Below are 19499 nucleotides of genomic sequence, written 5' to 3'. Positions count from 1 at the left end.
GCAGTGGCTGGTAGTGGACGACGACGGTGACAGTCGCCGCTTCCTGCCGCCCCACTGGATGGACGACGACGATGAAAGCAGCGACGCGCGGGCCTGGCGTGCGGTGATCCGTGGTATTCAGGATTACGGCGAAAAGGATGCGCCGCTCAACGGCGACCAGATACGACACCTGATCGGGGGACGGGCCAGAGATCTCAGCCAGCGCGCAGGCGCAGCCGCCCGTTGAGGAGAGCCTGGTCCTGCGCGCTTTGCAGATTTGGATCATCCTGACGGGCCAGTGGCTGAGGCTGTGACGCCCATCGCGACGGTCACCAAGGCGCGACCTATCGTGGACTCTCACCACAGTAGGGAGCACAAGAACAATGCGAGTCGCCGAGATGTTCGTCGCCGGCCTGGGCGCTTTGGCCGGACTACAGCACGCTACCCATGGCCATGCCACGCTCCAGCGCGCAGGTGATCCTGTCCGCAGCCATCGACTGGTGGATCTGCCGATAGCCGATATCTGCAACCAGGGCGGCAACTGGATGGCGCCGATCGACTCTGATCTTCAGTTGAGGGAGGCGCCCGTCGGGTTTGCGGAGGCCGAGCCGCGCTTCGAAAGTTGCCTCCACCGGATAGCGTCCCGCCGCCTGCCGGAAGCGCGCAGCGCGGCCCTGTGCCTGATGGAAGTGGCGGCCGACACCTGCGCTGGCGGCGAGGATCCGTGGTGCATCGATGCGCTTCTGCGTAGCGCGACCTATGTGATTCCACAAGCAGGGGAGCAGCTTGCGGCGTCGCTCGAACCGGGGCCGCTGCCGCTGGCCACCTATCGTTCGCTGGACCAGCTGCGCAGGGACATTCATGCCGAATTCCGCGGCAGGACGGTGTACCAGGATGCGATGCAACACATGGAGATCGAGTTCGGTGACCTCACCGGCCTGGACCTGCAGGCACAGCGCGCGCCGCTGACGGTGGGCAACGTGCTGCAGCTGCTGCGTGACAGCGACAGCGGCAGCGGAAGTGGCGAGCGGGTCGGTGCGAGCAGCATGGAACGCTTCGACTGGGCGGCCCGGGCGACCGGGCTGCAACTGGGCGACCTGCTGGAATCGATCGGTCGGGAAGTGATCAACGCCAGGCCGGAGCATTATCGGGAGTCACTTGGTGAAGAACTGGCGCAGTGGGTGCAACGGAACTTCGCCAGCGATGCCGCCGAGCCGATCACCGCGCACCAGCGCCGGCACGTGATTGGCCTGATGCTGGAGGGTATCAACGCCCGCATCGCCGCCGGCACTGCCGGCGACCCCGACGCGGCCGGCTGAGCGGCGACCGGCTCCCGGAACAGAAAAGCCCCGCAGTGCGACTGCGGGGCTTTCTGGTTTTCAACGACAGATGCGCCGGATTACTTGCGATTCATCGTCGCGTTGCGCATGCCGGTGGTGGCCGACTTCTCACCCGCGAACGGGTTGAGCTTGCGGATCATCCACGGGTAGTTCGGCCAGTCGTTCTGCAGCCACGGGTGGTCCGGGGCGTTGAGTTCCAGCACACGGCGTGCATCACCGGCCAGCGTTTCATTGCCGGCGCGTGTGTAGGCCTCGGCCAGTACCGCGACTGCGTCGTACTGGTAGGCGCTCTGCGGGTAGGTTTCCAGCAGGTAGTTGGCACGGCCGGCGGCCGACAGCCACGCTTCGCGGCGCAGGTAGTACAGCGCATTGTCCAGCTCATGCTGGGCGAACACGTTGCGCAGCTCGGTCATGCGGCGGCGCGCGTCTTCGGCATAGCGGCTGTTCGGATAGCGGTCGATGACGATGTTGAAATCGGCATAGGCCTGGCGCGGCGTGGACAGATCGCGGCGGCTGGCGTCCAGCGACCATACGCGGCGCAGGAAAACCGTATCGCGGTTGCTGTTGGACAGGCCGCGCAGGTAATACAAGTAGGCCACGTTCCGATGGGTCGGATAGGTCCGGATGAAGCGGTCGATGCTGGACACCGCATCGTCGTGCTTGCCGGCCTTGAACTGGGCGTAGGCGGTTTCGATCATCGCCTGTTCGGTGTACGGGCCGTATGGGTACTGGGCCACCAGGCGGCGGAAACTGGTTTCCGCGCCGCTCCAGTTGCCGCCTTCCATCAGGCCGTGGGCCTTCTGGTACAACGTCTCGACCGGCTGGCCTTCATCGGGGTTGTCCCCCTTGGTGCCACGGTTGCAACCAGTGGCGGCGATCACCAGGACCAGCAGCAGGGCGGTCAGGCGGACGGGCGCAAAGAGCGGGGAAGAGCGTCGGATCATGGTGTCAAGGCGGGACGCGGCTGGAATACGAAGGGTCGATGATAGCCTAGTGTCCTGTCCCGCGACTGAAACCTGTCCACGGGACCCCCAATTTCGTCTCCAAAAGTTGCCGCCATGTCCGAATCTGCTGCTGAACAGGCCCGCCAGGCCGTTGTCCCCGATACCGCCGCCGGCCGTCGTTTCGACGCGGTGCTGGCCGAACTGTTCCCCGAATACTCCCGTTCCAAGCTGACCGAGTGGATCAAATCCGGCGACGTGCTGCTGGACGGGGTGACCGTGCGCGGCCGTGACCCGGTGCGCGGCGGTGAGGTCGCCACGCTCAATGCGGTGCTGGAAACCCAGACCCACGCCGAGCCGGAGGACATCCCGCTGGACGTGCTGTTCGAAGACGAACACCTGCTGGTGATCAACAAGCCGGTGGGCCTGGTGGTGCATCCGGGCGCCGGCAACTCCAGCGGCACCCTGGTCAACGCGCTGCTGTTCCGCGATCCGTCGGTGGCGGCGCTGCCGCGTGCGGGCATCGTGCACCGGCTGGACAAGGACACCAGTGGCGTCATGGTGATCGCCCGCACCCTCCAGGCGCAGACCGCGCTGGTGGAACAGCTGTCCGCACGCCAGGTGCATCGCCAGTACCTGGCGGTGGTGGTCGGGGCGCTGGTGGCCGGTGGTACCGCCGATGCACCGATCGACCGGCATCCGCGCGACCGGCTGAAGATGGGGGTGCGCGAAGACGGCAAGGAAGCGATCACCCACTACCGCCTGCGCGAGCGCTTCCGCGCGCACACCGCGCTGGAATGCCGCCTGGAAACCGGCCGTACCCACCAGATCCGCGTGCACATGGCGCACCTGCGCCACGCCATCGTCGGTGACCAGTTGTACGGTGGGGCGCTGAAACTGCCGAAGGGCGCCAGCGACGAACTGGTTGCCGCGCTGCGCGGTTTCAAGCGCCAGGCCCTGCATGCCGAAACGCTGGAGTTCGTGCACCCGATCACCGGCGAGACGGTGCGCAACACCGCACCGCCGCCGGAGGACATGCTGCAGCTGTTGAAGGCCCTGCGCGAGGACAGCGAGCTGTTCGCCGAGCGCGAGCGCGGCCGCGACCGCCGCTGATGGACGGCGCGCTGCCCCTGCTGATGCCGCAGTGGCCTGCCCCGGCCGGCGTGCGCGCGCTGACCACGCGGCGGCATGGGGCGGGGGTGTCGTTGCCGCCGTTCGACCAGTTCAACCTGGGCAACCGGCATGCCGCCGATGGCGACCAGCCGGCCCACGTGGAGCGCAACCGCACCCTGCTGCACGCCGGCCTGGCATTGCCTTCGCCGGCGCACTGGTTGCGCCAGGTGCATGGCACCACGGTGTTGCGGTTCGACGCGGCGCCGGTGGCCGGCGCATGCGAACCGGTGGCCGATGCGGCGGTGACATCGGTGCCTGGCGTGGTGCTGGCCATCCTGACCGCGGACTGCCTGCCGGTGGTGCTGGCTGCACGCGATGGCAGCGAGGTGGGGGCCGCGCACGCAGGCTGGCGCGGGCTGGCCGATGGCATGCTGGAAGCGACCGTGGCGGCGATGCAGACACCACCGTCCGCGCTGCTGGCCTGGCTGGGGCCGGCGGCCGGACCGGCCGATTATGAAATCGGCGAAGAGGTCCACCATGCCTTCGTCGGCCATGACCCTGCCGCAGCGGCTGCCTTCGTGGCGACGCGCCCGGGCCACTGGAAAGTGGACCTGTACGCGCTGGCGCGGATGCGCCTGGTCGCCGCGGGCATGCAGCCGGCCGACATCCATGGCGGCACCCTGTCGACCATGGCCGACCCCGACCTGTTTTCGCACCGCCGCGACCGGCGTACCGGGCGCATGGCGACGCTGGCCTGGATCGAGTAGCGCCGGGCGGTGCCCGGCGGCATGTGTCCGGCAACGGCCCGCTGCGCTCGCCGACCCTGGGTCGGCGCTACCGTTGCCTCCTCAGGCCTCCAGGGCCTGCAGGAAGGTCTGCCGCCAGTGGTTGATGTCGTAGCGGCGCAGGTGGTCCATCATCGCGTTCCAGCGCTCCTGGCGGCGCTTGAGCGGCATGGTGGCCGCGGTGGCGATCGCATCGGCGACACCGTCCAGGTCATGCGGATTGACCAGCAGCGCCTGCTTCATCTCATCGGCCGCACCGGCCAGCAGTGACAGCACCAGTACGCCGGGATTGTCCGGATCCTGCGAGGCCACGTACTCCTTGGCCACCAGGTTCATGCCATCGCGCAGCGGCGTCACCAGTCCCACCGCAGCGGCGCGGTAGAAGCCGGTCAGCGTGGAATGGGTGAAGTTCTGGTTGACGTAGCGCAGCGGGGTCCAGTCCGGGGCGGCGTGGCCGCCGTTGATGTGGCCGGCGATCTGCTCCAGCTGGCTGCGCAGGTCACGGTATTCGGTGACATCGCCGCGTGACACCGGGGCGATCTGCAGGTACGTCAGGCTGCCGTGCTGGTCGGCGTGCCGTTCCAGGTAGCGCTCGAAGCCCTTGAAGCGCTCCGGCAGGCCCTTGGAGTAGTCCAGCCGGTCCACGCCGATCGCCAGCTGGCGGTCACGCAGGCTGTTGCGCAGGTCCTTCACCGCCGGCTTGTTGGCCGCCGCCTTGGCCTGCTGGGCGATGCGTTCGGTGTCGATGCCGATCGGGAAGGCAGCCGCGCGGAAGGTGCGCCCGTCCGGTGCTTCCAGCTTGCCGTCGCCGAGCACGCGGCCACCGCCGAACAATCGCAGGTAGGTCTGGAAGCGGTCCGCATCGCGTTGGGTCTGGAAGCCGACCAGGTCGCAGGCGTACAGCGCCGAGAACAGCCGCAGGTGGTCGGGCATGGCCTGCAGCAGGTCCGCCGAGGGCAGCGGCACGTGCAGGAAGAAGCCGATCCGGCAGCCGATGCCGCGTTCGCGCAGCATCGCCGCCAGCGGGATCAGGTGGTAGTCGTGGATCCAGACGATATCGTCTTCGCGCAGCAGGGGCGCCAGCTTGCTGGCGAACAGTTCGTTGACCCGGTGGTAGGTCTCGCGGGTACCGCGGTCGTAGTCCACCAGGTCCAGGCGGAAGTGCAGCAGTGGCCACAACGTGCGGTTGGCAAAGCCGTTGTAGTACCCGTCCACGTCACGCTTGTTGAGGTCCATGGTGACGTAGCGGATATCGCCATCCACCTGCTCGTGCAGCGCGCCGCTGGTGTCCTTGACCGACTTGCCGCTCCAGCCGAACCACAGCCCGCCGCGCTCTTTCAGCGCGGCCAGCAGGCCCACCGCCAGGCCACCCGGGCGGGTATCGCCGGGAATGGCGACGCGATTGGAGACAACGACCAGGCGGCTCACGAGGCCTCCTGCCAGGAACGCGACAGGCGCATCGCGGCGGTGATCAGGCCAACGTGCGAATAGGTCTGCGGGAAGTTGCCCCAGGCCTCGCCGGTTTCGAAGGAAAGGTCCTCGGACAACAGGCCCAGGTGGTTGCGTCGCGACAGCAGTACTTCGAACATGTCGCGCGCCTCGTCCAGCCGGCCGATCGCGGCCAGGGCATCGATGTACCAGAACGTGCAGATGGTGAAACTGGTTTCCGGCGCGCCGAAATCATCCGGGGCGACGTAGCGGTACAGCGCGTCGCCATGCTTGAGGTCGCGACCGATCGCTTCCACGGTGGCGATGAAACGGGCGTCCTTGGCTTCGATGAAGCCGATGTCGGCCAGCAGCAGCAGCGAGGCATCCAGGCGGTGGCCGCCGAAGGCATCGGTGAAGTGGCCCAGGTCCTCGCTCCACGCCTCCTTCATGATGCGGCGGTGGATCGTGTCGGCACGCTCGCGCCAATGGAACGCGCGGTCATCCAGCTTCAGGCGCACCGCGATCTTGCACAGGCGGTCACAGGCAGCCCAGCACATCGCCGCGGTGTAGGTGTGTACTTCGGTGCGGCCGCGGAACTCCCACAGGCCGGCATCCGGGACATCGTGCAGCAGGTAGGCCTGTTCGCCCAGCGGTTCCAGCCGCGCGAACGCGTGCTCGTCGCCGGGATCCTGCAGGCGGCGGTCGAAGAACAGCTGGGTGGAGGCGAGCACCACGCTGCCGTAGACATCGTGCTGGCGCTGCACCCAGGCCAGGTTGCCGCGGCGCACCGGGCCCATGCCTCGGTAGCCGGACAGCGAAGGCACTTCGTGCTCGTCCAGCGTGGCTTCGAAGCCGATGCCGTACAGCGGCTGCAGGGTGCCGTCGGCGGTGGCCAGGTTGAAGATGTAGCCCAGGAACTGTTCCATGGTGCGGGTGGCACCCAGGCGGTTCAGCGAGCGCACCACGAAGGCGGCATCGCGCAGCCAGCAGTAACGGTAATCCCAGTTGCGGATGCTGCCCGGCGCCTCGGGGATGGAGGTGGTCATCGCGGCGATGATCGCGCCGCTGTCCTCGTACTGGCACAGTTTGAGCGTGATCGCGCTGCGGATCACCGCCTCCTGCCATTCCAGCGGGATGGACAGGTAACGCACCCACTCGCGCCAGTAATCGCGCGTGCGCTGGAAGGACTCCTGCACGTAGCCGCTGAGCGAGCGGTTGAGGGATTCATCCACGCCCAGCACCAGATGCACGGGATGGTTGAGCACGAACGGCAGGCTGTCGCGCACGAAGCGGATCGGCACGTCGGTGGTCAATCGCAGTACGTGGTCGGGCAGGACCCAGCGCACGTGGTTGCTGCCCCAGGTGGAGTCGGGCACGCGTTGGCCCCAGTCGGCCAGCGGGCGCGCCAGTACGCGGATGCGCGGGCTGCCGGCGATCGGGCGCACCTGCCGGATCAGGCTGACCGGGCGGTAGAAGCGGTCGTTCTGGCGCCAGCGCGGCGCGAAATCGATGATCTCCAGCGCACCACCGTGGCTGTCGCGCAGCACGGTGCGCAGGATCGCGGTGTTGCTGAGGTATTCCTGTTCGGTGCTGGCCAGGTCTTCCAGTTCGATGGCGAAATCGCCGCCTTCCTGTTGGTTGGGACTGAGCAGCGCACAGAAGGTGGGGTCGCCGTCGAAGGTGGGCAGGCAGCTCCATACGACGCGTGCCTGGCGGTCGATCAACGCGCCGAAACTGCCGTTGCCGACGACACCGAGGTTCAGATCAGGTTGGGACATGGGCAAAGCTTCTCGTCTGCGGCCGTGGGGGCCGGCCTACCACGCATTCTCACGCAACCACCCGTGCACGCTGCGTATGTCCTGCAGCTGGAACACCGCCACGCTGGGCTCGCGTTCACCGACCAGCACGCTCCAGCCATGCAGCCCGTTGGACGCTTCAAAGCCGTGTTCGTCGGTGAGGTCATCGCCGATGAACACCGGCAGGCGACCGCGGAAGGGCAGGTACTGCATCATCCGACGCACGGCACGTCCCTTGTCGCTACCGACCGGGACGAATTCGACCACGTGGTCGCCCGGCTGCAGCCGATAGCCGGTATTGCCGCGGATGTGGCGGTCGGCGAAGGCGCGGACGTCGTTGGCGGCGTGCGGCGCACCGCGCCAGTGCAGGGCCATGCTGGGGCCTTTGTCTTCGACCAGCACGCCAGGGTGGCCGTGGGCGAAGCGCATCGCCTGCTGATGCAGCGCATGCAGCCATTCGGTGGTGCTTTCATCCTCGGCACTGTCGTGCACGGTGCCGCCCGCGTCACGCAGCTGGTGGCCATGCAGGCCGGCGGCAGGCAGGTGCAACGGCGCGAACAGCGCGTCGAGCTGTTCCAGCGGGCGGCCGCTGACCAGCGCGACGGCGCCTTCCAGGCGGTCGCTGATACGGCCGATGGCCTCACGCACTTCCGGCAGCAGGGTCACCGCGTCAGGGCGGTCGGCGAACTCGATGAGGGTGCCATCCACGTCGAGGAACAATGCGCAGGCATCGTCAAGCAACGGCGGTGGCGGACGAAGGGGGAGGTCGTTTGCCATGCCCGGCACGATGCCAGCGCAGGCGTGAGCATGGGGTCATCGCAGCGGGGGCTTGGCCGGTGGCGGTGGGTGACGACCGTTGGTGGTGGGTGACGACCTTTGGTCGTCACCGCTTCCCCGGATGTGACGGCCAGCGGCCGTCACATCCGGGGCTTCCGTCGGCGGTCAGAAGGTGTAGCGCACGCGGCCGTAGAAGTACGCGCCGTTGCTGCCGATCGGCGACAACACGTCGTACGGCAGGTTGCCGTAGTAGTAGATGTCTTCGTTGGACAGGTCCGGGTAGTTGTCGGTCAGGTTCTGTCCGCCGATCGCCACGCTCCACTGCGGGGTGATGCGGTATTCGGCTTCCGCATCCAGCTGCCACTCGGCCTGGTAGGTCTGGGTCGGTTCGAAGCCGCCGCCGAAGTTGAACACGCGCGTAGCGCTGCCGTGGCGGCTGACGCGGCTGGTCAGCGACCAGCGGTCGTTGCTCCACGAAGCAGAGAACTGCGCGCGGGTCCGCGGGGTGGCGTCGGTCAGCGTGTTGCTCTCTTCCACGCCGAACAGCACATATGCCGGGTCCAGGGCCTGCAGCGCAGCCGGGGTCGGCAGCACGTTCTTCAGTTCGGTCTTGGCATACGCCCAGGTACCGGTCAGCTGCAGCTGGCCATCGCCCAGCGCGTGGCGCCAGTTGGCCACCAGTTCGGCACCGCGGGTGCGGGTGTCGGCGGCATTGACGAAGAAGCTGGCGCTTTCCAGGCCGCTGACGCCGTACTGCTGCTGCACGAAATCGGTCAGCGCATCGCCGGTGATCGCTTCGGACAGCGCGATGCGGTCATCGATGTCGATCTGGAACAGGTCCAGCGACACGTCGAAGTTGTCACCGATGCGGCTGGTGAAGCCCAGGCTGGTGTTGAGCGACTTCTCCGGCTTCAGGTCGGTGGCACCGAGCCCGCGGGCGATCGGATTGTTCACCGACAGCAGCCGGCCCTGCACCAGCTGGCCGGCCGCGTTGTAGCCGGTGGAGGTGGACTCGTAGCCGATCTGCGCCAGCGACGGCGCGCGGTAGTTGTTGGACACCGAACCACGCAGCGCGAAGGCCGGGGTGAACTCATAGCGCAGGCCCAGCTTGCCGGTCAGTTCGCCACCGAAGTCATCATGGTGCTCGTAGCGCGCGGCGATATCGCTGGAGAAGTGATCGCCGATCTGGCTGGACACGCTGGCATACACACTGGCTACGTCGCGCGCCAGGTCCGCCGCATCCTGCGGAGTCAGGCCGCCGCCGGCCTGCGAACCGGTGGGACGGTCGGTGAACGGACCGGCAGCGTAGCTGTCTGGATCGCCGGGGCGGGTTTCATAGCGCTCATGGCGGGCTTCCGCGCCCAGGCCCAGGGTGTGGGTGATGGTCTCGCTCTGTTCGAACACCCGGCCCAGGTCGAGGTTCGCCACCGACTGCGCGTACTGGTAATCGGCGGTCTTGAAGCGTGTCGGGCTGGTCGGACCGAGCGAAGCGTTCAAGGTATTGCGCATGCGGTAGGTGAAGTCGTTCTGGCCGAAGTCCAGGCTGGCGTCGTAGGTCCATTCGCCCCACTGGCCACGCGCACCGGCCACGGCCTGCACATCGCGGTTCTCGCCTTCGGAAATCGGGCGGTAACCGTTGGGATAGATCTCCTTCCAGTTGGCTTCGCCGTCCGGGTAGCGGAAGTAGTTCGCGCCTTCGCTGTCACGCTGGTTGTAGGTACCGAACGCGTAGAAGGTGCTGGTTTCGCCAAACGGGATTTCGGTGTTCAACCAGGCGTTGAGGTCCTTGCTGGCGCCGTCGCCGAGCACGTAGTTGCGCTGTCCCTGCAGGGCCAGGTTGGCATCGGTCTGGTCCCACGGCGGGATCTGGTCGAAGCCGGCGCGGTTGGTGGCTTCGCGGTTCTTGTATTCCACGCCGACGCGCAGGAAACCGCCGTCATCGCTCAGCGCGGTACCGACGTTGGCGCTGAAGTTGCCGGTCTGGCCGTCGGTGAGGGTGCGGCCGATCGGCTTGAGGTCGGTGTGGTGGGCACCGAAGCTGGCTTCAATGGCGCCGCCTTCCGGGGTGTTGTCCAGGATGACGTTGATCACGCCAGCCACCGCGTCCGAACCGTACAGCGCACCGGCGCCATCGCGCAGTACTTCGATGCGCTTGATCGCGCTGACCGGGATGGCATTGAAGTCCACCGGCGTGGTGCCGCGGCCGATCTTGCTGCCGGTGCTGACCAGCGCGCTGTGGTGGCGGCGCTTGCCGTTCACCAGCACCAGCACCTGGTCCGGCGAGAGGCCGCGCAGCTGTGCGGCGCGCACGTGGTCGGCGCCGCCGGAGTTGGACTGGCGCGGGAAATTGAACGAGGGCAGCAGCGACTGCAGCGCGCTGCCCAGCTCACCGTTGATGACGCCGGCCTTGCGGATGTCTTCGGCGGTCAGCACGTCTACCGGCGATGTCGATTCCAGCACGGTGCGGTCGGAGGCGCGGGTACCGGTGACGATCACCGTGTCCAGGTTGGTGGCGTCCTGCGCCGAAGCGACGAACGGGGAAAGCGCGAGCGCGATGGCGAGGCCAAGCGGCGACGCGGACAGGCGGGGGGACATGCGGACTCCGGGAGCGACAACGTGGGGAAGGGGAGGGGATGGTTTCAATTACATCCATCCGGATATAGCGATATATTATCTTGGCGTGATGGCTTGTGGGACGCAAGTCCCGTTTTCATTGGCATCAGCAGATGACCGGACGGCATGAAGGTGGTTGCAGATGCAACTGGCTGGGCCGTGTACGCTGCTGCGCTGTTTTGCCTGTCGTGCACGGCGCGATGGGCACCCGTCTCCTGGAGAGTGATTGATATGAAGCGTTTGTCCCTTGTTTTTGCCGTGTTGCTGGCCACCAGCGGTTGCGCCAGCCTGGCTTCCAGCGGGCCGGGAACGCCAGCGACGACGGCCACGATGCAGGGCGATGCGGCGCGGCCGGCGCAGGCCGCAGGCTGGGTGCGCAGCGAGCTGTACTTCGGGGTGGGCGAAGAGCGCGGTGCCGGTGAACGCGAGCAGGCCAACACCATCAGCGATGCGCAGTGGCGCGCCTTCCTGGACAAGGAAGTGACCCCACGCTTCCCGGACGGGCTGACCGTGTTCGACGCCTACGGCCAGTGGCTGTTCCGCGGTGATCCCGAACCCAACCGCCTGCGCACCAAGGTGCTGGTGGTGCTGCACGAAGACAGCCCGCAGCGCCGGGCCGACATCGAGGCCATCCGCCTGGCCTGGAAAACCGCCACCAGGCACCAGTCGGTGCTGTGGTCACGGCAGCCGGTGGACGTGTCCTTCTGAACCGGATGCGCGCTCGCCTGCTGTTGATGGCGCTGTGCAGCGTCGGCATGGCGATGCCCGCGCAGGCGCAGGATGACGGGGGCGTGGCGTTCGACGCCGCGCCCGGTGTGCCGGTACGGGCGCGCGTGCGGGACGGCGGGGGCGTGGAGGTTCGCATCGGCAAGGACGCCGCGCTGCAGCAGCTGGACGGTGTGGCCGACGAAGAAGGTCGCTCACGGCTGGATCATGAGGACGTCGATTTCGACGGCTTGCAGGACCTGGTGGTGCGCGCCAGCGTCGGCCAGGTCAACGAAGCCGTGGCGGTGTACCGCTACGATGCCCGGACGGCGCGGTTGCAGCCGCTGGCGGCGCCCACCGGCGCCCCGGCCAACTGCGATGGGTTGTGGTCGCTGCGCGTGGATGCGCCCACCCGCACCCTGGTCAGCACCTGCCGCGGTGGTCCGATGTGGTACACCGATTTCTACCGGTACCAGGGCGAAAAACTCTATCTGTACCGCGCCGAACAGCTGCTGATGCTCGATACGCAGGCGCTGGCTGCGGTGCTGGCGGTCGACAAGGCCGGCGCCGACGCCGGACCGTTGGCGGTGTGGACGACTTACGACGCAGCCGGCCGCGCGCTGGAGCATGCCATCGGCGATGGCCTCGCCCCGCCTGCGAGCGGGGTGCCGTTGCGTGGCGTGAACGCACGCGTAGTGCCGGCGCGCCTTGCGCTGTACCGCGCCGTTGGCGATGCCGACACCCGCCGTTACCTGGTTGCCGGTGACCGCGTGGAGCTGCTGGATGCGCGCGATGGCTGGCTGCAGGTGCGCTACCGCAATCCCACGCGCGGGCCGGTGATCGGCTGGGTACAGGTCGCTTTGCCGGAACAGGGGTGATCCCCACGGCGGTATCACCGACCCCGGTCCATGCTCAGGCTTCCCTCGTTCCAGGAAGTCCAGGCCATGAGCAAGCGCGTTGCCGATATCGTCGTCGAGACTTTGCAGCAGGCCGGCGTGCGGCGTTGTTACGGCATTGTCGGTGACACCCTCAACCATGTGACCACCGCCATCCACGGCAGTGACATCGACTGGGTGCACGTGCGCCATGAAGAAGTCGCCGCCTTCGCGGCCGGCGCCGATTCGCTGATCAGCGGCCAGCTGACGGCCTGCGCCGGCTCGTGTGGGCCGGGTAGCCTGCACTTCATCAACGGCGTATTCGAGAACAACCGCAACAAGGCGCCGATGGTGCTGATCGCCAGCCAGGTGGTCACCAGCGAGCTGGGCATGGAGTTTCCGCAGGAAGTGGACTTCAAGGCGGTCTACTCCAGCTGCAGCGTGTTCTGCGAACAGGTGTACAGCGCCGAACAGGCGCGCCGCGTGGTCACGCTGGCCTGCCAGGCAGCGATCAGCCGGCGCGGCGTGGCGGTGGTGATCCTGCCGTCGGACATCAGCGAGCAGGTGGTCAAGCACGATCCGCCGTTCGCGGTGCATTACACCCAGCCGGTGCTGCGGCCGGGCGATGACGAGCTGCTGCGCATCGCCGAACTGCTGGGGCAGGGCAAGCGGATCGGCATCTACGCCGGTGCCGGCTGCCAAGGCGCCCATGCGCCGCTGCTGGAACTGGCACGCAGGCTGCAGGCGCCGATCGCCCATACCTCGCGGGCGAAGGATTTCGTCGAGCCGGACAACCCCTTCAACATGGGCATGACCGGCATCTTCGGCATTGAGTCGGGATTCCATGCGGTGATGGAGTGCGACACCCTGCTGCTGCTCGGGGCCGACTTCGCCTGGGGCCAGTACTACCCGGACAAGGCCACCATCATTCAGGTCGACCACGATGGCAGCCACCTGGGCAGGCGCCACCCGGTGACCCTCGGCGTGGTCGGTGATATCGGCCCGACGCTGGAGGCGCTGCTGCCGATGCTGCCGCCGCGCGAAGACACCGACTTCCTGGACGAGTGCATCGGGCACCGCGAAAAGGCCCTGGCCAAGCGGGCCGAAGAAGAGGCGCCCGGCGAGGGCGAACTGATCCACCCGCAGTACCTCACCGCACTGCTGGACCAGTACGCCGCAGACGATGCGCTGTTCACCGCCGACTGCGGTTCGCCGATGGTATGGGTGCTGCGGCATATCCGCGTCAACGGCCGCCGGCGCACGTTGACCAGCCTGCTGCACGGCACGATGGCCAATGCGATGCCGCAGGCGCTGGGCCTGCAGAAAGCCTTCCCCGGCCGCCAGGTGGTCGCGCTGTGCGGCGATGGCGGGCTGAGCATGCTGATGGGCGACCTGCTGACCGCCGTGCAGGAAAACCTGCCGATCAAGATCGTGGTGTTCAACAACGGCTCGCTGAACTTCGTGGAGCTGGAACAGAAGGTCGAAGGGCTGCTGGACTACTACACCGAACTGAAGAATCCGGACTTCGGCAAGCTGGCCGAAGTGATCGGCTTCCATGGCCGCACGGTGACCCGCAGCCAGGATCTGGCGCTGGCCGTGCAGGACCTGCTGGCCCAGCCGGGGCCGGCGTTGCTGGACGTGCACACCGCCCCGACCGAGCTGGTGATGCCGCCGCAGGTGGAGGCGGGGCAGGTGATCGGGACCGCGCGTTACATGGCCAAGGCGGTGCTGGCCGGGCGCATCGGCGAGGTCAAGGAGCTGCTGGCGGACAACTTCCTCAAACGCTGAGGTCCCCGCAGCGGGGGGCAGAGTCAGGGGTCGGATTCCTTCTGCGTGGAAAAGGAATCCGACCCCTGACTCTGACCCCAACCAATCATCATTGGCATGCGGACCCTGCGGGGCCTACCATCGGCGGTCCCCACACCCCTTCCTGCCCCCTCATGTCCGTTCCTGCTCCTGCCGCTCCGCGGCGCTGGTTCGTCGCCGGCGATCTCAACGGTTTCTTCGGCCTGGTGGTCGACAACCTGTCCATCCTCGGTTTCATCGCCATGGCGCTGGTGGGAATGTTCCAGTTCCCGGCCGAGGTGGTGTTCACCCGCATGTTCCCCGGTACCGCCTTCGGCGTGCTGGTCGGCAACCTGCTGTACACGGTGATGGCGCGGCGCCTGGCCGCCCGCACTGGCCGCGACGATGTGACCGCGATGCCGCTGGGCCTGGACGCGCCGACCAGCATCGGCATGGCGCTGCTGGTGCTCGGCCCGGCCTTCGTGGCCTTCAAGGCACAGGGCCTGGACCCGAATGCGGCGGCCATCGCCACCTGGCAGCTCGGCATGGCCTCGCTGGTGATCATGGGCCTGCTGAAGCTGGTGCTGTCCTTCTTCGGCGAAGCGGTGACCCGCGCGCTGCCGCGGGCGGCGCTGCTGGGGTCCATCGCCGGCATCGCGCTGGTGCTGATGGGCCTGCTGCCCCTGCTGGAAACGCTGCGCTCGCCGTTGGTCGGCTTCGTGACCCTGGGCCTGCTGCTGTACGTGCTGATCGCCAAGGGCAAGCTGCCGGTGCGGGGGCCGGCGGTGCTGCTGGCCTTCGTGTTCGGCACGGTGCTGTATTACGGACTGGGCCTGGCCGGGCTGGGCGCGCCGGGCTTCGCGGTGCCGGCGTGGAATGCGCCGCAGATCGTGCTGCCGCTGCCTTCGCTGGGCTTCCTGGAGGGCCTGCCGACGGCGATGACCTACCTCCCGCTGCTGCTGCCGTTCGGCCTGCTGATGGTGGTCGGCGGCATCAACGTTTCCGAAAGCGCACGCGCGGCCGGCGATGACTACCGCACCCGCGACATCCTGCTGGTGGAGGCGATCGCCACGCTGGTGGCCGGTGTCTGCGGCGGCGTGGCGCAGACCACGCCGTACATCGGCCAGCCGGCGTACAAGCACATGGGCGCACGCAGCGGCTACACGCTGCTGACGGGTCTGTTCATCGGCATCGGCGGCATGCTCGGCATCGTCTCCGGACTGGTGCAGTGGCTGCCGCTGGCGGTGCTGGCGCCGATCATCGTGTACGTCGGCATCGACATCACCACCCAGGCCTTCCAGGCCACGCCGAAGCAGCACGCCGGCGCGATGGTGCTGGGCTTCCTGCCGTCGGCCGCCTACCTGCTGGCGATCAAGGCGCCGGGCTGGATCGCGCCGGAGCAGATGGTGGCCATGCTGACCAAGGTGGACGGCCATGGGCTGCCGGAGCTGGCGGTGATCTTCGCGCTGGGCAATGGCTTCATCATCACCTCGATGCTGTGGATCGCCACGGTGGCGGCGATGGTGGACGGGCGCCTGCGCCGCGCCTGTGGCTTGCTGCTGGTGGCTGCCGGACTGACGGTGTTCGGGCTGATCCACTCGGTGGACCCGCGCGGCGGCATCTACCTGCCATGGGACCTGCAGGGCCTGGCGCGGATCATCAGCTGGCAGTTCGCGGGTGCCTATGTGGCGCTTGCGGTGCTGCTGGGGCTGTTGTCGTTGCAGAAGCAGCCGGTGCCCCCGCGGGGGGCATGACGGCCAGCGGCCGTCACTACCGGGACAGGCGCATGACGGCCAGCGGCCGTCACTACCGGGACAGGGCATGACGGCCAGCGGCCATCACTACCGGGGTCAGCTGGGGCCGTCCAGCTCCGGGTAATGGCGGAAAATGCCGTTGGTGTTGAACGCCAGCCGGCGTTCGGACGCCAGGTAGGCGGCGATGCCGGGGCGTTTTTCCACGCGCTCCTTCAGTGCGGCAAGCAACGGCAGCGACGGCCACAGGGCGCGCATCCGCTGCGGGAACATGTAGTCCAGCCCGGCCAGCAGCTGGAACAGGGAAAGGTCGACGTAGGAGTGCTCGCGCAGCGGGTGGCGGCCGCCATTGTCCTTGACCATGTCCTCGAAGTAGCCGAGGAACTTCGGCATGCGTTCGCTGCGCATCGACGCGGCCCGTGCGATGGCTTCGCGCTTCTGGTCTTCGTAATACTGCGAGGCGGCGATCGGGTGGTGGGTGTCGTGCACTTCGGCCACCAGGTCGGCGATGGTCAGCTGCAGCTGGATCGCCTGCACGCGGCGTGAGGCCGCATGCGGCACCAGGTCCAGGGTCGGGCCCAGGAAGTCCAGGATGGCGGCCACCTGGGCCACGACCTGGCGGCCGGCCTTCAGGAACGGCGGCGCGAACGGCCGGCCGCCCTCGGCCTTGCCGGCCAAGAACGCATCCATGACCGCATCACCGTGGACCCGTGCCATGTCGGTGTAGTCGGCACCGGCGTCTTCCAGGGCCAGGCGCACGAACTCGCCGCGCCCTTGGATGCCGGTCCAGTAATAGAGCTCGTAATGCATGTCGGTCCCGTCTGGTGAAGGCCAGCGCAGTATCGCGTGGCCGATGGCAGGACCCGGTGATCATGGTCTGCACACGGTGTTTCTTTCGCATGAACCATGATCTCAAGCACCCTTGAAACCCGCGGCAGCAGCCGCATCTGATGGGTAGTGCCGGCGTGGCCGGCTTCTCTGATCGAGGATTCGACATGCGGATGGACAAGCTCACCTCGCGTTTCCAGCAGGCGCTGGCCGACGCGCAGTCGCTGGCCGTGGGCCGCGACAATTCCATCGTTGAACCGGTGCACGTGTTCAGTGCGCTGTTCGACCAACCCGGCGGCAGCACGCGGCCGCTGCTTTCGCAGGCCGGGGTGAACGTGACCGTGCTGCGCGAGCGGCTGGACGAGGCGCTTGCCGCGTTGCCGAAGGTGTCCGGCCAGGCCGGCAACCTGTCCATCGGCAATGACCTGAACCGCCTGCTCAACCATACCGACAAGCTCGCCCAGCAGCAGGGCGATGCCTTCATCGCCAGCGAGTGGTTCGTGCTGGCGGCGCTGGAAGACGGCGGCAGCCTGGGCATGGCGCTGCGCGCGGCCGGTGCCGACAAGGCACGCCTGCAAGTGGCCATCGACAAGCTGCGCGGGGGCGAGAAAGTGCAGTCCGAAAGCGCCGAAGAACAGCGCCAGGCGCTGGAGAAGTACACCATCGACCTGACCGCGCGCGCCGAGAGCGGCAAGCTGGATCCGGTGATCGGGCGCGACGAAGAGATCCGCCGCACCATCCAGGTGCTGCAGCGGCGCACCAAGAACAACCCGGTGCTGATCGGCGAGCCGGGCGTGGGCAAGACGGCGATCGTCGAAGGCCTGGCCCAGCGCATCATCAACGACGAAGTGCCCGAAGGCCTGCGTGGCAAGCGTGTGCTGTCACTGGACATGGGCGCGCTGATTGCCGGTGCGAAGTTCCGCGGCGAGTTCGAAGAGCGCCTGAAGGGCGTGCTCAACGACCTGGCCAAGAGCGAGGGGCAGGTGATCCTGTTCATCGACGAACTGCACACCATGGTCGGCGCGGGCAAGGCCGACGGTGCGATGGATGCCGGCAACATGCTCAAGCCGGCCCTGGCGCGCGGTGAACTGCATTGCGTCGGTGCCACCACGCTGGACGAATACCGCAAATACATTGAAAAGGATGCCGCGCTGGAGCGGCGCTTCCAGAAGGTGCTGGTCGGCGAGCCGACGGTGGAAGACACCATCGCGATTCTGCGTGGGTTGAAAGAAAAGTACGCCGTGCACCACGGGGTGGAGATCACCGATCCGGCGATCGTGGCGGCGGCGACGCTGTCGCATCGTTACATCAGCGACCGCCAGCTGCCGGACAAGGCCATCGACCTGATGGACGAGGCCGCCTCGCGCATCCGCATGGAGATCGATTCCAAGCCGGAGGAACTGGACCGCCTGGAGCGCCGGCTGATCCAGTTGAAGATCCAGCGCGAGATGCTGAAGAAAGAGAAGGACGAGGCGTCTCGCCAGCGCCTGGCCGACCTGGAAAACGACATCGATGCGCTGGAGCGCGACTTCTCCGACCTGAACGAGATCTGGAAGTCGGAGAAGGCGGCGCTGCAGGGCGCAACGAAGATCAAGGAGCAGATCGAGCAGGTGAAGCTGGAGCTGGAATCGGCCCAGCGCCGGCAGGATTTCGGCCGCATGAGCGAAATCCAGTACGGCCAGTTGCCGCAGCTGGAAAAGCAGCTGGCCGCCGCGCAGGAGGCGGAGAACACCGAGTTCAAGCTGGTGCAGGACCGGGTGACCGCCGAAGAGATCGCCGAGGTGGTCTCGCGCTGGACCGGCATCCCGGTCAGCCGCATGCTGGAAGGCGAGCGCGAAAAACTGCTGCGCATGGAAGACGAACTGCACCGCCGCGTAGTGGGCCAGGAAGAGGCCATCAAGGTGGTGTCCGATGCGGTGCGCCGCTCGCGCGCGGGTCTGTCCGATCCGGATCGTCCCAGTGGCTCGTTCCTGTTCCTCGGGCCGACTGGCGTCGGCAAGACCGAACTGTGCAAGGCGCTGGCCGAGTTCCTGTTCGACAGCACCGACGCGATGATCCGCATCGACATGAGCGAGTTCATGGAGAAGCACAGCGTGGCCCGGCTGGTCGGTGCGCCCCCGGGTTACGTCGGCTACGAAGAGGGCGGTTACCTGACCGAAGCGGTACGTCGCCGCCCCTATTCGATCATCCTGCTGGACGAGGTCGAAAAAGCCCACCCGGACGTGTTCAACATCCTGCTTCAGGTGCTGGATGATGGGCGCCTGACCGATGGCCAGGGGCGTACCGTGGACTTCCGCAACACGGTGATCGTGATGACCTCCAACCTGGGCTCGCACCAGATCCAGGACATGAGCGGTGACGATTCACCGGAGGCCTACACCCAGATGAAGGCCGCGGTGATGGGCGTGGTGCAGGCGCACTTCCGTCCGGAGTTCATCAACCGCCTCGACGACATCGTGGTGTTCCACCCGCTGGACAAGCCGCAGATCAAGCAGATCGCGCGGATCCAGATGCGCGGGCTGGAATCGCGGCTGGCCGAGCGCGGACTCAAGCTGCAGGTCAGCGACGGTGCGTTCGAGCTGCTGGGCAACGTAGGCTTCGACCCGATCTATGGCGCGCGGCCGCTCAAACGGGCGATCCAGGCGCAGCTGGAAAACCCGCTGGCGCAGAAGATCCTCGCCGGTGCGTTCAGCAGCGGCGACAGCGTGATCGTGGAGGCGCAGGGCGGCCACCTGGTGTTCGCGAAGGGGTGAGGCCGACTGCCTGCGCGTCGCGCCGATGTG

15 protein-coding genes are annotated in these 19499 nt (G+C 67.3%); 9 read left to right on the top strand and 6 right to left on the bottom strand.

The window, feature by feature from the left end; translation table 11 throughout:
• Positions 1-13: 13 nt before the first annotated feature.
• Together RTX79_RS08630 and RTX79_RS08625 are read left to right on the top strand one after the other, a co-directional pair.
• Positions 14-226, top strand: a complete 213-nt coding sequence (locus RTX79_RS08630) for a hypothetical protein (RefSeq protein ID WP_312683213.1) — start codon at positions 14-16, stop codon at positions 224-226.
• Between the two features lie 151 nt (positions 227-377).
• The gene (locus RTX79_RS08625) at positions 378-1298 is read left to right on the top strand and encodes a hypothetical protein (protein WP_312683212.1); all 921 of its coding nucleotides are present in this window, start codon (positions 378-380) and stop codon (positions 1296-1298) included.
• 80 nt (positions 1299-1378) lie between these two features.
• Here RTX79_RS08625 and RTX79_RS08620 read toward each other — a convergent pair whose 3' ends face one another.
• The gene (locus tag RTX79_RS08620) at positions 1379-2263 is read right to left on the bottom strand and encodes an outer membrane protein assembly factor BamD (RefSeq protein ID WP_312683211.1); all 885 of its coding nucleotides are present in this window, start codon (positions 2261-2263) and stop codon (positions 1379-1381) included.
• Positions 2264-2377: 114 nt separating this feature from the next.
• Here RTX79_RS08620 and rluD point away from each other — a divergent pair, with 114 nt between their 5' ends.
• Both rluD and pgeF read left to right on the top strand, forming a co-directional pair.
• The gene (rluD, locus tag RTX79_RS08615) at positions 2378-3373 is read left to right on the top strand and encodes a 23S rRNA pseudouridine(1911/1915/1917) synthase RluD (protein WP_312683209.1); all 996 of its coding nucleotides are present in this window, start codon (positions 2378-2380) and stop codon (positions 3371-3373) included.
• Positions 3373-4140, top strand: coding sequence for a peptidoglycan editing factor PgeF (pgeF, locus tag RTX79_RS08610; RefSeq protein ID WP_312683208.1), 768 nt, complete (start codon positions 3373-3375; stop codon positions 4138-4140). Before rluD ends, pgeF begins: the two co-directional genes overlap by 1 nt.
• Positions 4141-4221: 81 nt before the next feature.
• Here the strand turns inward: pgeF and otsA are convergent, their stop codons facing one another.
• From otsA to RTX79_RS08590, 4 genes are all read right to left on the bottom strand, one after another.
• Positions 4222-5586 carry an alpha,alpha-trehalose-phosphate synthase (UDP-forming) gene (gene otsA / locus RTX79_RS08605; RefSeq protein WP_057506895.1) on the bottom strand — a complete coding sequence of 455 codons (1365 nt, stop codon included), beginning with the start codon at positions 5584-5586 and terminating at the stop codon, positions 4222-4224.
• Positions 5583-7364 carry a glycoside hydrolase family 15 protein gene (locus RTX79_RS08600; protein WP_057506894.1) on the bottom strand — a complete coding sequence of 594 codons (1782 nt, stop codon included), beginning with the start codon at positions 7362-7364 and terminating at the stop codon, positions 5583-5585. The genes otsA and RTX79_RS08600 overlap by 4 nt, the downstream gene beginning before the upstream one ends.
• A 36-nt stretch (positions 7365-7400) precedes the next feature.
• Positions 7401-8159 carry a trehalose-phosphatase gene (otsB, locus tag RTX79_RS08595; protein WP_057506893.1) on the bottom strand — a complete coding sequence of 253 codons (759 nt, stop codon included), beginning with the start codon at positions 8157-8159 and terminating at the stop codon, positions 7401-7403.
• Positions 8160-8324: 165 nt separating this feature from the next.
• Entirely contained in the window at positions 8325-10754 is a 2430-nt protein-coding gene (locus RTX79_RS08590) for a TonB-dependent receptor plug domain-containing protein (protein ID WP_312683207.1), read from the bottom strand.
• A 249-nt stretch (positions 10755-11003) separates the two neighbouring features.
• Between RTX79_RS08590 and RTX79_RS08585 the strand changes: the two genes are divergently transcribed.
• The 4 genes from RTX79_RS08585 to RTX79_RS08570 all read left to right on the top strand — a co-directional run bounded on the left by RTX79_RS08585 (position 11004) and on the right by RTX79_RS08570 (position 15891).
• Positions 11004-11480 carry a DUF3574 domain-containing protein gene (locus RTX79_RS08585; protein WP_312683205.1) on the top strand — a complete coding sequence of 159 codons (477 nt, stop codon included), beginning with the start codon at positions 11004-11006 and terminating at the stop codon, positions 11478-11480.
• A gap of 5 nt (positions 11481-11485) precedes the next feature.
• Positions 11486-12355, top strand: a complete 870-nt coding sequence (locus RTX79_RS08580; RefSeq protein WP_312683204.1) for an XAC2610-related protein — start codon at positions 11486-11488, stop codon at positions 12353-12355.
• A gap of 66 nt (positions 12356-12421) precedes the next feature.
• Complete coding sequence (locus RTX79_RS08575; protein ID WP_312683202.1) at positions 12422-14140, top strand: thiamine pyrophosphate-dependent enzyme; 1719 nt, start codon at positions 12422-12424, stop codon at positions 14138-14140.
• A gap of 152 nt (positions 14141-14292) precedes the next feature.
• Positions 14293-15891 carry a hypothetical protein gene (locus RTX79_RS08570; RefSeq protein ID WP_312683201.1) on the top strand — a complete coding sequence of 533 codons (1599 nt, stop codon included), beginning with the start codon at positions 14293-14295 and terminating at the stop codon, positions 15889-15891.
• Between the two features lie 96 nt (positions 15892-15987).
• Here the strand turns inward: RTX79_RS08570 and RTX79_RS08565 are convergent, their stop codons facing one another.
• Positions 15988-16698 carry a glutathione S-transferase gene (locus RTX79_RS08565; RefSeq protein WP_312683200.1) on the bottom strand — a complete coding sequence of 237 codons (711 nt, stop codon included), beginning with the start codon at positions 16696-16698 and terminating at the stop codon, positions 15988-15990.
• Between the two features lie 185 nt (positions 16699-16883).
• On the opposite strand from RTX79_RS08565, the gene clpB reads away from it, so the two are divergent.
• The gene (gene clpB, locus RTX79_RS08560) at positions 16884-19469 is read left to right on the top strand and encodes an ATP-dependent chaperone ClpB (protein ID WP_312683407.1); all 2586 of its coding nucleotides are present in this window, start codon (positions 16884-16886) and stop codon (positions 19467-19469) included.
• Positions 19470-19499 lie beyond the last annotated feature (30 nt).

This window comes from Stenotrophomonas chelatiphaga, assembly GCF_032054965.1.
GTDB classification, from domain to species: Bacteria; Pseudomonadota; Gammaproteobacteria; order Xanthomonadales; family Xanthomonadaceae; genus Stenotrophomonas; species Stenotrophomonas chelatiphaga.
This window is presented reverse-complemented; position numbering and strand designations above follow the sequence as displayed.